The sequence below is a fragment of the Streptomyces sp. NPDC050422 genome (genome assembly GCF_044458665.1).
Taxonomy (GTDB): Bacteria; Actinomycetota; Actinomycetes; order Streptomycetales; family Streptomycetaceae; genus Streptomyces.
Genome location: NZ_JBITIE010000016.1, coordinates 20,614 through 35,111 on the forward strand (window position 1 = coordinate 20,614; position 14,498 = coordinate 35,111).

Here is a 14,498-nt window from a genome sequence, read left to right on the forward strand (position 1 = left end):
CGACATCGATTCCGCACACGTCTTCGTCGGCAACAGCCGCTCCGCTCGGAGCCGTAAGCGGAAGCGGCCGGGATGTGACCGCCTGCTGGAGGACGCCCGGAACCGTCCGACTCGTTGTCAGGGGTAGGTGATGACCCTTCAGGATGATTGAAGCGATTCACTGAATTCGAGATCGCGTCACCCGAATCTGTTCAGTCCGTTGTCAACACGGAGTGGCGGGCCCATAGTGACGCTGAACCGATTCATTCTCTCCTGAGGAGCGTCTGTGCGTCAGCTGATCGCTGCCGTGGTCGCTGCATCAGTCCTCGTCGCGGCGGCACCCGCGATGGCGACGGCAGCGAGTCCACCCGCCGCCCCCGCCCCCGCCCCCGTCCTCGCCCCGAGCGTCGGCGACCTGACGACCAACACCCTGGACGACCCGCTCGGCATAGCGCTGACGGCACCGACCCTCGGCTGGCAGCTCGACTCCGAGCGCCGCAGCGTCACGCAGCGGGCCTACCAGATACGAGTCGCCTCTTCGGCCGGCCGGCTCGCTGACCCCGACGTGTGGGACAGCGGCAAGGTCACCTCCCGCGAGTCGGTCGACGTCCGCTACGGCGGCCCCGCGCTGAAGCCGCGTACCGACTACGCCTGGTCCGTCCGGGTGTGGGACGACCGGGGCACCGCCTCCGCCTGGAGCGAGCCGGCCCGGTTCGGTACCGGTCTGGGCGACCGGCCGTGGACCGCCGCGTGGATCGGCGCGGACAGGCCGGCGCTGAGCACCGAATGGACCGACTACACGATCGACTTCACCGCCTCCGGCATCAGCGGTGCGCTCGGCGTCTACTTCCGCGGTCAGGACACCGAGAACGCGTACATGTGGCAGATCAGCGACGAGGCGGACGCGCTGCGCCCGCACGTGAAGCGCAGCAGTGGCTACTCCGTCCTCCCGGCGACACCCTTCCCGGCCGGGTTCGACTTCGCCGCCGAGCACGACTACGCGATCGCCGTCGACGGCGGCACGATCACCACCACCGTCGACGGCAAGCAGCTCGACCGGCGCACCGACGCCACGCTCACCGGCCCCGGCACCGTGGGCTTCCGTACCAGCGGCACGGAGCGCGGACTGGTCCGCGACGTCACGGTCACCAGCGAGGACGGCACGGTTCTCGTCGACACCGACTTCCCGGCCGGCGACCGCACCTTTGCCTCCGGCACCGTGACCGCCGACGGCCTGCGCGTCGACAGCGCGGGCGGCGAGGCATGGCTGCGCCGCGACCAGGCGGTCCCGCTGCTGCGCAAGGAGTTCGACCTCGGTGACAAGGAGGTCGCCCGGGCGCGCGTCTACGCGTCGGCACGCGGCGTCTACGAGCTGCGGCTCAACGGCGAGCGGGTGGGTGACGCCGAACTCGCACCGGGCTGGACGGCGTACGACAAGCGCATCGACTACCAGACCCATGATGTGACCGAGCAGGTGCGCGGCGGGGCCAATGTGCTCGGCGCCGAGGTCGCACCGGGCTGGTACTCCGGCAAGGTCGCGATGTTCGGCACCGACGTCTACGGCAAGGACACGTCGGTGATCGCCGAGATGCTGGTCGAGTTCACCGACGGCACCAGCACCGTCGTCCGCACCGACGACACATGGACCACCGCCGACGGCCCGACCCGGGAGGCCGACCTGCTCGACGGCGAGTCCTATGACGCGCGGGTGGCGAAGGAGGTCGCCGGCTGGGACGCGCCCGGCTTCGACGACGCGGGCTGGAACGCGGTGGACGTCCGCGACGAGCCCACCGGCGTACTCGAACCGCAGACCGCGGTCGACGTGCGGGTCACCGAAGAACTGAAGACGGCGAAGCGGATCGACTCGCCGGCCGAAGGCGTCCACCTCTACGACCTCGGGCAGAACATGGTCGGCCACGTACGCCTGACCCTCAAGGGCGCGCCCGGCCGAACGGTGAAGATCCGGCACGGTGAGGTCCTCAACCCCGACGGCACGCTCTACACCGCGAACCTGCGCAGCGCGAAGGCGACCGACTACTACACCTTCGCCACGGACGAGCCGGAGACGTTCGAGCCGTCGTTCACCTTCCACGGGTTCCGGTACGTCGAGATCTCCGGTGTCGACGAGGCTCCCGCGGCCGAGAACGTGGTCGGTGTCGTCGTCGGCACCGACGGCGACCTCACCAGCACCCTGGACACCAGCTCCGACCTGGTCGACCAGCTGCACAGCAACATCGTCTGGGGCATGCGCGGCAACTTCCTTTCGGTACCGACCGACACCCCGGCGCGTGACGAGCGGATGGGCTGGACCGGCGACATCAACGTCTTCGCCCGTACCGCCGTCTACGACATGGACGCGCGGTCCTTCCTGACCAAGTGGCTGCAGGACCTGCGCGACACCCAGCGGGCCAACGGTTCGCTGCCCGGCGTCGCACCGGTGGTGCCGGGCCGCTTCGACGGCGGCTACGAGTCGGCCGGCTGGATGGACGCCGGTGTGCACGTGCCGTGGACGCTGTGGCAGGCGTACGGCGACACCGAGGCCATCCGTGAGAACTACGACATGATGAAGCGGTACGTCGACTTCCTCGACGCCGACTCCACCGGCCATATCCGCTCCGCGGGCGGCTATCTCGACTGGCTCAACCTCGACGACCCGACCCCGGCCGACGTGCTGGACACCGCGTTCGTCGCCAAGAGCACCCGTGAGTTCGCGCAGATGGCGGCCGCCATCGGCAGGGACGGTGACGCGGCGGCGTACCAGCAGCGCTACGAGGCGATCCGGTCGGCCTACCAGGCGGCGTTCATCGGCGCCGACGGCACCGTCAAGGGCGACAGCCAGACCTCGTACATCCTGACGCTGACCAACGACCTGGTGCCCGCCGGCCGGCGCGACGCTGTCGTTGACCAGTTCGTCCAGACCCTGGAGCGCCGCGACTACCACCTGTCGACCGGCTTCCTCGGCGTGGACGGACTGCTCCCGGCGCTCACCGAGGCGGGCCGCTCCGACATCGCCTACCGCCTGCTGCAGCAGAAGGACTACCCGTCCTGGGGCTATGAGATCGGGAAGGGCGCGACCACGGTCTGGGAGCGGTGGAACTCCATCAACCCCGACGGCTCCTTCAACGACGTGGGGATGAACTCGTTCAACCACTACGCGTACGGCGCGGTCGGCGAGTGGATGTACCGGACCATGGCGGGCGTCTCGGCGGCCGAGCCGGGCTACCGCAAGGTGCTCATCGCCCCCGAGCCCGGTGAGGGCGTCGACCGCGTCGACTTCAGACACGAGACGCCGTACGGCACGGTGCGCAGCGCGTGGGACACGACCGCCGGGCCGATGAAGCTCGACGTCACCGTGCCGGCGAACACCACCGCCCAGGTGCGCATCCCGGCGGCGAACCGCTGGGCGGTCACCGAGGGCGGCACGCCGATCGGCGAGGTCGACGGCGTGACGTACGTCGAGCAGGCCGACGGGGACGTCGTACTGGAGGTCGGCTCGGGGAAGTACGCGTTCGCGGTCGACCCGGTGCTCGGGGACCTGGGATCCGCCCGGGCGCAGGGAGCGTCGTTCTCCGACGATGTCGACGCGCTCCAGGTGCGCGGCCTCGGCGCCATCGCCAAGCGTCATCTGCAGGTGCGCACCGGGCTGATGCGGGCAGAGCTCGCAGCCGCGTGGCGCCTGCAGGGCCAGGGCGTGGACGAGCGGCTGACCGCTGCCGCGGCGCACCGTGCGCTGGCCGGCACGGCGGACCTCGACCGGTGGACGCGGACGTACGCCGAGCGGGGCACGATCAACAGGACGGCGGCAGGAGCGCTGCGCGATTCGCTGGCCGGCATCGAGCGGAGTCTCTCGCGGGCCTCCTCGCGCCTGGTCGGGGCCGTGGCCACGCTGGCCGTGCCGGCTGACGAGGTCCTTCCCGGCGAGGTCGTCCGCGTGAAGGTGGTGCTGAACAACGCCGGCAAGCGTCCGCTGGCAGGCGTCGATTCGTCTCTGCGGGCACCCGCCGGCTGGACGGTGAAGTCCGCAGGCCCGCACAAGCCCACCGCGGGTGCGGGCAGCACACTCGAGCACGCCTACGACGTCACGGTCTCCAAGGACGCGGCGGCCTCCACGGCCGACCTCACCGGCTCGGTGTCCTACCAGTACGGCGGTGGTACAGCGACGCTACCGCTGTCGGCGGGGCTGTTGGTCGCCCCGGGCGTCGCCATCGGCAGCGTCTCGACCTCGCCCGACCCGGTCGGCGCCGGCGAGGAGGCCACCGTCAGCACCGTTCTGACCAATCGCACCGACGTGGCGCAGTCCGGCAAGCTCACCCTCGGCCTCCCGGACGGGTGGTCCACGACGGACCCGGTCGCCTACCACCTGGACCCGGGAGAGGAGACGACCGTCGAGGCCGCGGTGACGGTGCCGCTCACCGTCGTCGGGCGGGCGGCCACGGTCAGCGTGGCGACCGGCCCGACCGCGGCGGAGCGGGCGACCGGCACGATCGCGGTCGCGCTGCGCACCCCGCCCACGGAGTCCACCGATCGCGTCGACCTCGGCGACGGCGCGTCGGAGTCCGCTCACGGGCTGACGGCGTCGCAGCACTCGGGGACGAGTGTCGAGGCCGGGCTGACGCGGCGCTACACCCACTCCTCCTACCCGGGTGGCTGGTTCGAGTTCGATGCCGCCGTACCGTCCGACGGTCGCTTCGTGGTCCGCATCGTCGAGACCTTCGACGGGGCTCGGCGCAAGACCTACGACGTCAAGATGGACGGTGAGGTCGCGCACAGCGTCGACCTGACGCAAAGCGAGGAGGGTCAGAGCACCATCGTCCACCAATTCGTGGTGGCCCCCTCGGCGAGCACGTCGGACGGCACCGTGCGGTTCCGGTTCCAGGACACCGGCGCCGACTACGACCCCTCGATCGCCGACGTCTGGGTGCTGCCGGTGGGCTGAAAGCCGCTGGTGGCCGCGGTCGTGCGTCGCACCTGACGCTGTCGCCGGTTTCTCGCCCGGAGCGCGACCATGTCGGTTGAGGTACCCCGAGGCACTCGGGGTACCTCAACCCGCTCGCCCGAGCGACTTCGCCCACCCGCAAGAGGTACTGGGCTCAGAGCGCCGCCACCACAGACAGTCCTCCTCCCAGGCGCGGGAGGAGAAGGCGGCGCAATGGCGAGGTGACGACGAACGCAACGACCGGCCCCGCCACGGCCGTCAGCGCGCGAATGCGTTCCGGAGCCGCTGCGCCGCGTCCCTCAGTACCTCGGTGCGTTTGCAGAACGTGAAGCGGACGAAGGGCGCGCCCTGATCGCGGTGGTCGTAGAAGACCGCGTTCGGGACGGCCACGACCCCGCACCGCTCCGGCAGCGCCCGGCAGAACGCGATGCCGTCGCCGCTGCTGTCGAGGGGGCGGATGTCGGTCGTGACGAAGTACGTGCCGGCCGGGCGGTAGACCCCGAATCCGGCCTCGGCGAGCCCGTCGCACAGCAGGTCCCGCTTGGCGCGCATGTCGGCGCGGAACTCGTCGAAGTATGAGTCCGGCAGGCGCAGGGCCTCGGCGACGGCGTACTGGAGCGGCCCGCCGGAGACGTAGGTCAGATACTGCTTCGCCGAACGCACCGCCGCCACCAGCTCGGGGCTCGCGGTGATCCAGCCGATCTTCCAGCCGGTGAAGGAGAACGTCTTGCCTGCCGAGCTGATGGTGACCGTCCGCTCGCGCATCCCGGGGAAGCCGGCGAGCGGCAGGTGTTCGCCCTCGAAGACCAGGTGCTCGTAGACCTCGTCGGTGACGACGAGGAGATCGCGTTCGCACGCCAGCTCGGCGATCGCGCCGAGCTCCTCGCGGGTCAGGACGGTGCCGGTGGGGTTGTGCGGGGTGTTGAGCAGCAGCAGCCGGGTGCGGGGGGTGACGGCCGCGCGCAGTTCGTCGAGGTCCAGCCGGCAGGTGCCGGTGGACGGCTCGGGGTGCAGGGTCACGGGGACCCGGGTGGCGCCCGCCATGGCGATGCAGGCGGCGTACGAGTCGTAGTACGGCTCCAGCGCGACGACCTCGTCCCCCGGCTCCAGGAGCGCCAGCAGTGAGGCGGCGATGGCCTCGGTGGCGCCCGCGGTGACGAGGACCTCGGTGTCGGGGTCGTACGCGAGGCCGTAGCGGTGCTGCTGGTGGGCGGTGATCGCGGTACGCAGCTCGGGGACGCCCGGCCCCGGCGGGTACTGGTTGCCGTGCCCGGCGCGCAGCGCACGGACGGCGGCCTCACGGATCTCCTCGGGGCCGTCGGTGTCGGGGAAGCCCTGGCCGAGGTTGATGGCGCCGGTGCGGACGGCCAGCGCGGACATCTCCGCGAAGATCGTCGTGCCGAACCCGGCGAGGCGGCGGTTGAGCAGCGGTCGTCCCTGTGTCATGACCGCCATCCTGCGCGGAAGCTCTGGAGTTGCTCAAGTCTGCTTTGGCCGTACGGAGGCGGGGGCATCCCCCTGGCACGCAGGAATCGGTACGGAGCGGGGACGATCGCTTCGGGGGACGGAAGGGCGTGAGGTCCGTGAAGGGTGTGCTCATCGGGGTGATCGTGGTCGCGGGGGTCGTGCTCCTGGTCGTGATGATGTCGAGCGCCGGAAGCCGCGGGAAGCCACTGGGCCGGGGCAAGCGGCGCGGGGCGGCCGGCGTCGGCGGCGGTGCGGGCGGCGGCAGCTGGTGGGCCGGGGACGGGGGCGGCGATTCGGGGAGCCACTCCGGCGGCCACTCCGGAGGTCACTCGGGTGGTCATTCCGGTGGCCATTCGTGTGGCGGGAGTTCCTCGTGCGGCGGCGGTTCGTCGTGCGGTGGCGGGGGCGGATGCGGCGGAGGCAGCTGACACGGGGCAGCTGGTCCGCGGCCGGGCAGCACGAGCCGGCCCGGTGCCCGGCGGGACGACGGGGAGATCCTCGGACCCTCTAAGTCCCGCCGGACACCTTTTTGTTGGGCTGTACGGCGCGTCCCTGGTGAACACCTGAACCGACAGGCCCCCGAGGGGATGGAAACCACGCCAAGTTGGGCAAAAACGCTGCGAGTGCCGCGTAGTTCGTGATTCCCTCGGTTGAGAGAACATTCAGCCCTCGGACCCCAGTTGGACCTGATCGGGCGCTGCCCCCCTCCCACGTGCACTACGTCGGGGCGCCCCCTGTCCACGTGTCCATGTGTGTTTTGCGGAGCCGACCCATGCTCACGACCCTTCATACGGCCTATTCCGACACCCGTGCCGCCGATCTCGCCTGGGCGCTGGGGCGTGAACCGCTCCCGGCGCTGGCCGTCCTCGACCTCCAGCTCGCCGGCGCGCAACTGCAACTGCGCCTGCTCGGCGCCTCCCACCAGGTGCTTCTGGAGGAGGAGCAGGGCACCTGCTCCGAAACCGTCGCCTGTATCCCCGGCAGCAGCACCCCACTGCCCTTAGGCGTCTCCAAACGGCTGGGGAACTGGGAGTACGAGTTCGCGGCACGCGTCGAGACCCTCGGCGCGGGCTCCTTCGCAGGGCGCGCGCAGGAACTGCTGGCACTCGTCGCCGACCACCCCCATGGGCTGGCCGGGACGTTCCCGGGGAGCCCGCACGCCTTCACCGCCATGCTCGCCCAGCGGACCGAGGGTCAGGTGCGGTGGCGCACCTGGCACGCGTACCCGCAGGAGGGCCGGCTGGTGGTGACGCGGACCCGGGTGGGTGTGCGGATGCCAGCAGCGGCGGCGCTGTGACCGGCGCCAACTCCTTTGAGGATGCGCCGATTACACCCTTGTGGGTGACAAGCGGCGACGTTTCAGTGACGTAGCGTTCGCGGCATGATCGACCAGCAGGTGACGCTGCGAGGGGGCGCGGCGCGGCTTCCCGTGCGACCGAGGACCGGCAGGTACCTCGTGCTGGCCACCGTGTTCATCTGCGCCGCCTGCGGGCTGGTGTACGAACTCGAACTGGTCGCGCTCGCCTCCTATCTGATCGGTGACTCCGTCACCCAGGCGTCCGTCGTGCTGTCCGTGATGGTGTTCGCCATGGGCATCGGCTCGCTGCTCGCGAAACGTTTACGCAGTCACGCCGCGGTCGGCTTCGGGCTGATCGAGGCGGCGCTCGCCCTGGTCGGAGGCTTCTCCGCACTGGTGCTCTACGCGTCGTTCGCCTGGATCGGGGAGTCGCGGTTCGCGCTCGTCGGGTTCTCGCTGGCGATCGGGATCCTGATCGGTGCGGAGATCCCGCTCCTGATGATGCTGATCCAGCGGGTGGACCGGCAGGACGCGGGCGGGGCGGTGGCCGATCTCTTCGCCGCCGACTACGTGGGCGCGCTGGTCGGCGGGCTGGCCTTTCCGTTCCTGCTGCTGCCGATGCTCGGGCAGCTCACGGGTGCGCTGTTCACCGGGGCGGTCAACGCGGCGGCGGGCGGGGCGCTGGTCCTGTGGGTGTTCCGGCGGGATCTCACGTCCCGCTCCCGTTGGCTGCTGATCACGGCCAACGTGACGGTGATCGCCGTGCTCGCCACGGCCGCGTTGCTGGCGGACGACTTCGAGCGGGCGGCGCGGCGGGCGGTGTACGGGGACCAGGTGCGGGTCGCGGTACAGACCGAGGTGCAGGAAGTCGTCCTGACCGGCGGGGGCCGGAGCTCCCTCGACCTCTATCTGGACGGGCGGCTGCGGGTCAGCTCCCGCGACGAGTACCGCTACCACGAGGCGCTCGTGCACCCGGCGATGAACGGGCCGCACGCCCGGGTGCTGATCCTGGGCGGCGGTGACGGCCTGGCGGCCCGCGAGGTGCTGCGCTACCCGGACGTGCGGAGCGTGACCGTGGTGGAGCTGGACCCGGCTGTCACCCGGTTGGCCCGTACCGACCACGCGCTGTCCGCGCTGAACGCGCACGCCTTCCGCGATCCGCGGCTGACGGCCGTGACCGGGGACGCGTTCAGCTGGCTGCGGACGGCGCGTGACCGCTACGACGTGGTGGTCGCGGACCTGCCCGACCCGGGGATCTCAGCCAGTACGAAGCTCTATTCGGCGGAGTTCTACGGACTGGTCGCCCGCGCCCTGGCACCGGGCGGGCGGCTGGTGGTGCACGGGGGACCGGCGGTGAGCCGGCCGCGCACGTACTGGACGGTCGAGGCGTCGATACGGACGGCGGGACTGCACACCCGCCCCTACCGGGTCAGCGGGCGGTACGCCGGATTCGCGGCCGGCCCCGACCGGGCCACGGGCGGGACGGGGCCGGTGCGCGGATGGGGGTTCGTGCTGGCCGGCGCCGCCGCGGCGCCCGCCCTCGGCCTGGACCCCGGGGCGCCGCCGCTGCGGTCCCTGACGGCCCCCGTGCTGCGGGACGCGGGACGGCGGGCCGAGGCCGGGCGGCTGAGGGGGCAGGCGCCGTCGACGCTGGTGCATCCGCGGTACTGGGAGGAGCGGTGAGCGGCGCGTGCCGGGGCTGTGGCGACGGCCGCCGGGCACGCGGAAGCGCTGACGTGGCGGCCGGGGCTGAGTAGGCTCGGTTTCCATGGAGCATGAGGTGTTCGTTCCGGTTCCGGTCCCGGCCCTTCGGCGGACGCTGGGCGATCCCGCCCGGGTCGCGCGCTGTGTGCCGGGGCTCCAGCAGGACGCCGACACGTCCGCGGGCCCGCTGTCCGGCCGGCTCAAGGTCCGGGCCGGCGGCCACACCATCACCTACCGGGGCGCGCTGCGGCTCACCCCGCTGGCGGGCGGGGATGCCGCGTACGGCGTGTCCGTGGCGGGCGAGGGGGCGGAGGCGCGCGGCAGCGGTGCGGCGAAGCTGGCCCTGACCGTCCGCCTCGCCGCACATGACGGCGGTACGGCGATCACGTTCGAGGGCACGGTGAGCGGTGACGGCCGGCTGCTGGAGCTGGACCCGGCGGCCGCGCTGTCGGCGGCCCACCGTCTGCTGGACCGCTTCGCGCAGCAGCTGGTGACGGAGTCCCTCGCCGAGCACGCGGGGGCGCAGGAGCCCACGGACGGGGCCGCTGACGACGCGGGCGAGCCCGCCGCGGCCGTCGCCGCGGAGGAGCAGGCCGTCGGGGAAGCGGTGGAGCAGGCCATCGAGGAGGCCGCCGAGGAGGCGGACACCTCGCGTGCCGATCAGGCGACTTCCCCGCACGACGGGTCCTCGGACGCGGGCGAGGCGCCGGGTGGGGAGCAGCCGGGCGGGGAGCAGCCGCCGGACCAGGCCTCGGTCTTCGACACCCCGGTGCCGCCGTCGGCGATGGATCCGGTGGCCGGGATCGAGTTCACCGTTCCGGACGGGCCGCCCGCCGAGGCCGCGCATGCCCGGCGCACCATGATCGGCCGCAGCGCCGAGGAGGTCGACCACGCTCCGCCGCGCGGCCGGTACGCCCCTGTGCCGTCACCCGATTCGACCGGTGCGGGCGCCACGCTCCGCTGGGTGGCCCCCGCGGCGGCGCTCGCCCTCGCTTCCGCGGTGGTGGTGGGCCGGGCGCTGCGGCGCCGGAGGTAGCGGCGCCAGTAGGGTCGTCGTGTGAGCAGCAGCGAGAAGGACGTCCGGCTGTCCGTCGGCGACGCAGAGTTGACCGTGAACCCCGCCAACGGCTGCCGTATCAGCAGTCTGCGGATCGGCGGTACCGAACTGCTGCGGCAGGGGGAGCGGTACGGCTGCTTCCCGATGGTGCCGTGGTGCGGCCGGACCGAGAACGGGCAGTTCCACAACGGCGGAGTGCTGCATCAGCTGCCGCTGACCGCCCCGCCGCACGCCATCCACGGCACCGGCCGTGACACCGCCTGGCGCACGGCGCGGGAGAGCGGGACGGAAGCCGCTTTCTACTACGACCTGACCGATCCCTGGCCGTACCCGGGGCGGGTGACCCAGACCTTCGAACTCACCGAGTCCTCGCTGACATTGGCGTTCGGCGTCGAGACGTACGGGGACTCGTTCCCGGCACAGGCCGGCTGGCATCCGTGGTTCCGGCGGAACCTCGGCAGTGGCGAGGACGTCCGGATCGACTTCGACGCCGCGTGGCAGGAGGAACGGGGCGAGAACCACCTGCCGACCGGCCGCCGGATCCCTCCCCTGGCCGGACCGTGGGACGACTGCTTCGGGATGCCCGACGGCGTCGATGTGACCCTCACCTGGCCGGAGCAGCTGGAGCTCAGGGTGAAGAGCCGCACCGAGTGGGTCGTGGTCTACGACGAGCAGGACGAGGCGGTCTGCGTGGAGCCGCAGTCCGGCCCGCCGAACGGGCTGAACACCGCGCCCCGCTACGTCACCCCGATCGAGCCCCTGGAGATCGCGACGACCTGGAGCTGGCGCACGCTCTGAGCGCGGTGGCCCGGAGGCCTGCGCAGGTGCTGAGTACGGGCGGCGGCCGGGCGCCCTATTCTCATAGCCATGACTGACGTACGTGCTGAGCTGTTGCAGCAGATCAAGGACAAGGCCGTGGTTCACGGCAAGGTGACGCTTTCCTCCGGTCTCGAGGCCGACTGGTACATCGATCTGCGCCGCATCACGCTGGACGGCAAGGCCGCTCCGATGGTCGGTCAGGTCATGCTCGACGCCACGGCGGAGCTGAACTACGACTGTGTGGGCGGGCTGACGCTGGGTGCCGACCCGGTCGCCACCTCGATGCTGCACGCCGCCGCCGCCCGCGGGCAGGAACTGGACGCGTTCGTGGTGCGCAAGGCGCAGAAGGCCCACGGCATGCAGCGCCGGATCGAGGGCACGGAGGTCAAGGGCCGCCGCTGCCTGGTCGTCGAGGACACCTCGACGACCGGCGGCTCGCCGCTGACCGCCGTCGAGGCGGTGCGTGAGGCGGGCGGCGAGGTCGTCGCCGTCGCCGTGATCGTGGAGCGCGGTGCCGCTCCGGCCATCGCCGAGGCGGGTCTCCCGTATGTGCACGTCTACTCGGTTCCGGACCTCGACCTGTCCTGACGCTGCTCTGACCTGCGGTTTCCCTCAAGGGGGGTCGGTTTCACGTGAAACCGACCCCCCTTGTCGCATCTGTGCAGCGAGAGCCCGGGAACGCTGGGGGAGTACGCCGGGTGGAGCCGGGACGAGAGTCTGGGAAGATGGGGGCGACGATGACGTCGCCCCCAGGTCAGGGAACCAGCAACGCACACCCGCACATCCCAAGGAGCGGACAGATGCCCATCGCAACCCCCGAGGTCTACGCCGAGATGCTCGACCGGGCGAAGGCAGGCAAGTTCGCCTACCCGGCCATCAATGTGACGTCGACGCAGACCCTGCACGCTGCGCTGCGCGGTTTCGCTGAGGCCGAGAGCGACGGCATCGTCCAGATCTCCACCGGTGGGGCGGAGTTCCTGGGCGGCCAGTACAACAAGGACATGGTCACGGGCGCTGTCGCCCTCGCCGAGTTCGCGCACATCGTCGCCGCCAAGTACGACGTCACGGTCGCGCTGCACACCGACCACTGCCCCAAGGACAAGCTGGACACGTACGTCCGTCCGCTGATCGACATCTCCGCGGAGCGTGTCGCCAAGGGTCTGAACCCGCTGTTCCAGTCCCACATGTGGGACGGCTCGGCCGAGACGCTGGCCGACAACCTGGCCATCGGCCAGGAGCTGCTGGCCAAGGCCGCCGCCGCCAAGATCATCCTTGAGGTCGAGATCACCCCGACCGGTGGCGAGGAGGACGGCGTCACCCACGAGATCAACGACGAGCTCTACACGACCGTCGACGACGCGCTGCGCACCGCCGAGGCGCTCGGTCTGGGCGAGAAGGGCCGCTACCTGCTGGCCGCGTCCTTCGGCAACGTGCACGGCGTCTACAAGCCGGGCAACGTCGTGCTCCGCCCCGAGCTCCTCAAGGACCTCCAGGAGGGCGTCGCCGGCAAGTACAGCAAGCCGGCCGGCAGCCAGCCGTTCGACTTCGTCTTCCACGGCGGCTCCGGCTCCACCGCCGAGGAGATCGCCACCGCGCTGGAGAACGGCGTCGTGAAGATGAACCTCGACACCGACACCCAGTACGCCTTCACCCGCCCGATCGTGGACCACGTGTTCCGCAACTACGACGGCGTCCTGAAGGTCGACGGCGAGGTCGGCAACAAGAAGGTCTACGACCCGCGCAGCTGGGGCAAGTCCGCCGAGGGCGGCATGGCCAAGCGCGTCACGGAGGCCTGCGCCAACCTGCGGTCCACCGGCACCAAGCTGAAGTAGCAGGCAAGTCCGTACGGATGTCTGCGTGGGCCCGGTACCCCCTTCGGGGTGCCGGGCCCATGGCATGTCCGTACCCGGCAGGAACGATGTGAGGGAACAGCTGTGAGTACGTCCTACGACTTCGACACCGTCACCGACCGACGCGGCACGTGGAGCGTGCAGTGGGACGGGGTCGCGGACCGGTTCGGGGTGGACGGACTGCTGCCGTTCACCATCTCGGACATGGACTTCGAGACGGCCCCCGAGGTGCTGGCCGCCCTGCGGGCCCGGCTCGACCACGGCGTGTTCGGTTACACCGACTGGCGGCTGGGTGACTTCCGCCCGGCGGTGGCCCACTGGTTCGCGACCCGGTACGGCACCACGATCGACACCGGCCGGCTGGTGTACGGGCCGTCCGTGCTCAGCCAGTTGTCGCAGCTGCTCCAGATGTGGACGGCCGAGGGGGACGGCGTGGTCGTCCACACTCCGACGTACGACGGCTTCCGCAAGGCGGTCACCGGGCTCGGCCGCGAGCTGCGCGGCGTCGGCCTCGGGGACACAGCCGCGCTGGAGCGGGAGCTCGCGCGGGGGGACAGCAGGGTTCTCGTGGTCTGTTCGCCGCACAACCCGTCGGGGCGCGTGTGGACGGAGGCGGAGCTCGCGGAGATGGCCTCGCTCGCGGCACGGCACGGGGTCGCCGTGATCAGCGACGAGATCCATGCGGACTTCGTGCACGACGGGCGGGTCCACGTGCCGTGGACTCGGGTGGGGGGTGACGGGCGCTGGGCGCTCATCACCTCGGCCTCGAAGGCGTTCAACTTCCCGGCGCTGACCGGTTCGTACGGGATCATCGGCCGTGCGGAGGACCGGACGGAGTTCCTGCGCCGGATGGAGACCGCGGAGGGTCTCGCCTCGCCGGCGGTCCTCTCGCTCACCGCGCACATCGCCGCGTACCGGGACGGCGGGGCGTGGCTGGACGCGGCGCGCACGTATATCGCCGGGAACCTGGCGCTGGTCGCGGAGCGGCTGAACACGGCGTTCCCCCGCCTGGACTGGGAGCCGCCGCAGGCCGGGTACCTGGCCTGGATCGACCTGCGACGGGCGGGCGTCGAGGACGACGAGGCGCTCCAGCGTGTGCTGGTCGAGCGGGAGCGGGTCGCGGTGATGCCGGGGAGCGTATACGGGGCGGAGGGCTTCGTACGGCTGAACGTGGGGTGTGCGCGGAGCAAGGTGGTGGCGGGGGTGGAGGCGTTGATCCGGGGGGTGGAGGCGGTGCGGGGCGCCGTGTAGCGGCGGGGTGGGGTGCGGTGCCGCGGGGTGGGGTGCGGGCCGTTTGGGGGGGGGGGGGGGGGGGGGGGGGGGGGGGGGGCGCCCGGGCGGGCGCCGGGGGGGGGGGGGGGGGGGGGGGGGGGGGGGGGGCGGGGGGGG

Annotated in this window: 9 protein-coding genes; 8 read left to right on the forward strand and 1 reads right to left on the reverse strand. The window is 71.6% G+C overall.

Annotated elements, in window-relative coordinates:
* The first annotated feature begins 265 nt into the window (after nt 1–265).
* Entirely contained in the window at nt 266–4,915 is a 4,650-nt protein-coding gene (locus ACIBJG_RS24890; RefSeq protein ID WP_399310540.1) for a family 78 glycoside hydrolase catalytic domain, read from the forward strand.
* Between the two features lie 258 nt (nt 4,916–5,173).
* Here the strand turns inward: ACIBJG_RS24890 and ACIBJG_RS24895 are convergent, their stop codons facing one another.
* Nucleotides 5,174–6,361 carry a pyridoxal phosphate-dependent aminotransferase gene (locus tag ACIBJG_RS24895; RefSeq protein WP_399310541.1) on the reverse strand — a complete coding sequence of 396 codons (1,188 nt, stop codon included), beginning with the start codon at nt 6,359–6,361 and terminating at the stop codon, nt 5,174–5,176.
* A 793-nt stretch (nt 6,362–7,154) separates the two neighbouring features.
* Between ACIBJG_RS24895 and ACIBJG_RS24900 the strand changes: the two genes are divergently transcribed.
* The 7 genes from ACIBJG_RS24900 (at nt 7,155) to ACIBJG_RS24930 (ending at nt 14,360) form a co-directional block, all read left to right on the forward strand.
* Nucleotides 7,155–7,679 carry a DUF2617 family protein gene (locus ACIBJG_RS24900; RefSeq protein WP_399310543.1) on the forward strand — a complete coding sequence of 175 codons (525 nt, stop codon included), beginning with the start codon at nt 7,155–7,157 and terminating at the stop codon, nt 7,677–7,679.
* A gap of 84 nt (nt 7,680–7,763) precedes the next feature.
* Nucleotides 7,764–9,362, forward strand: a complete 1,599-nt coding sequence (locus ACIBJG_RS24905; RefSeq protein WP_399310545.1) for a polyamine aminopropyltransferase — start codon at nt 7,764–7,766, stop codon at nt 9,360–9,362.
* A gap of 85 nt (nt 9,363–9,447) precedes the next feature.
* Nucleotides 9,448–10,419: an SRPBCC domain-containing protein gene (locus ACIBJG_RS24910; protein WP_399310546.1), complete on the forward strand. Its 972-nt coding sequence runs from the start codon at nt 9,448–9,450 to the stop codon at nt 10,417–10,419.
* A gap of 21 nt (nt 10,420–10,440) precedes the next feature.
* Nucleotides 10,441–11,238: an aldose 1-epimerase gene (locus ACIBJG_RS24915; protein WP_399310547.1), complete on the forward strand. Its 798-nt coding sequence runs from the start codon at nt 10,441–10,443 to the stop codon at nt 11,236–11,238.
* Between the two features lie 69 nt (nt 11,239–11,307).
* Nucleotides 11,308–11,847: an orotate phosphoribosyltransferase gene (pyrE, locus tag ACIBJG_RS24920; RefSeq protein WP_399310549.1), complete on the forward strand. Its 540-nt coding sequence runs from the start codon at nt 11,308–11,310 to the stop codon at nt 11,845–11,847.
* A 212-nt stretch (nt 11,848–12,059) separates the two neighbouring features.
* Nucleotides 12,060–13,091 (forward strand): class II fructose-bisphosphate aldolase, encoded by a 1,032-nt coding sequence (gene fbaA, locus ACIBJG_RS24925; RefSeq protein WP_399310550.1) that lies wholly within the window; start codon nt 12,060–12,062, stop codon nt 13,089–13,091.
* A 102-nt stretch (nt 13,092–13,193) separates the two neighbouring features.
* Nucleotides 13,194–14,360 carry a MalY/PatB family protein gene (locus ACIBJG_RS24930; protein WP_399310551.1) on the forward strand — a complete coding sequence of 389 codons (1,167 nt, stop codon included), beginning with the start codon at nt 13,194–13,196 and terminating at the stop codon, nt 14,358–14,360.
* Nucleotides 14,361–14,498 lie beyond the last annotated feature (138 nt).

Excerpts from the sequence above, each read along its gene's own strand:
- ACIBJG_RS24910 (WP_399310546.1), top strand. The coding sequence starts at position 9,448 with ATGGAGCATGAGGTGTTCGTTCCGGTTCCGGTCCCGGCCCTTCGGCGG.
- fbaA (WP_399310550.1), top strand. The coding sequence starts at position 12,060 with ATGCCCATCGCAACCCCCGAGGTCTACGCCGAGATGCTCGACCGGGCG.
- ACIBJG_RS24895 (WP_399310541.1), bottom strand. The coding sequence starts at position 6,361 with ATGACACAGGGACGACCGCTGCTCAACCGCCGCCTCGCCGGGTTCGGC.
- pyrE (WP_399310549.1), top strand. The coding sequence starts at position 11,308 with ATGACTGACGTACGTGCTGAGCTGTTGCAGCAGATCAAGGACAAGGCC.
- ACIBJG_RS24905 (WP_399310545.1), top strand. The coding sequence starts at position 7,764 with ATGATCGACCAGCAGGTGACGCTGCGAGGGGGCGCGGCGCGGCTTCCC.
- ACIBJG_RS24900 (WP_399310543.1), top strand. The coding sequence starts at position 7,155 with ATGCTCACGACCCTTCATACGGCCTATTCCGACACCCGTGCCGCCGAT.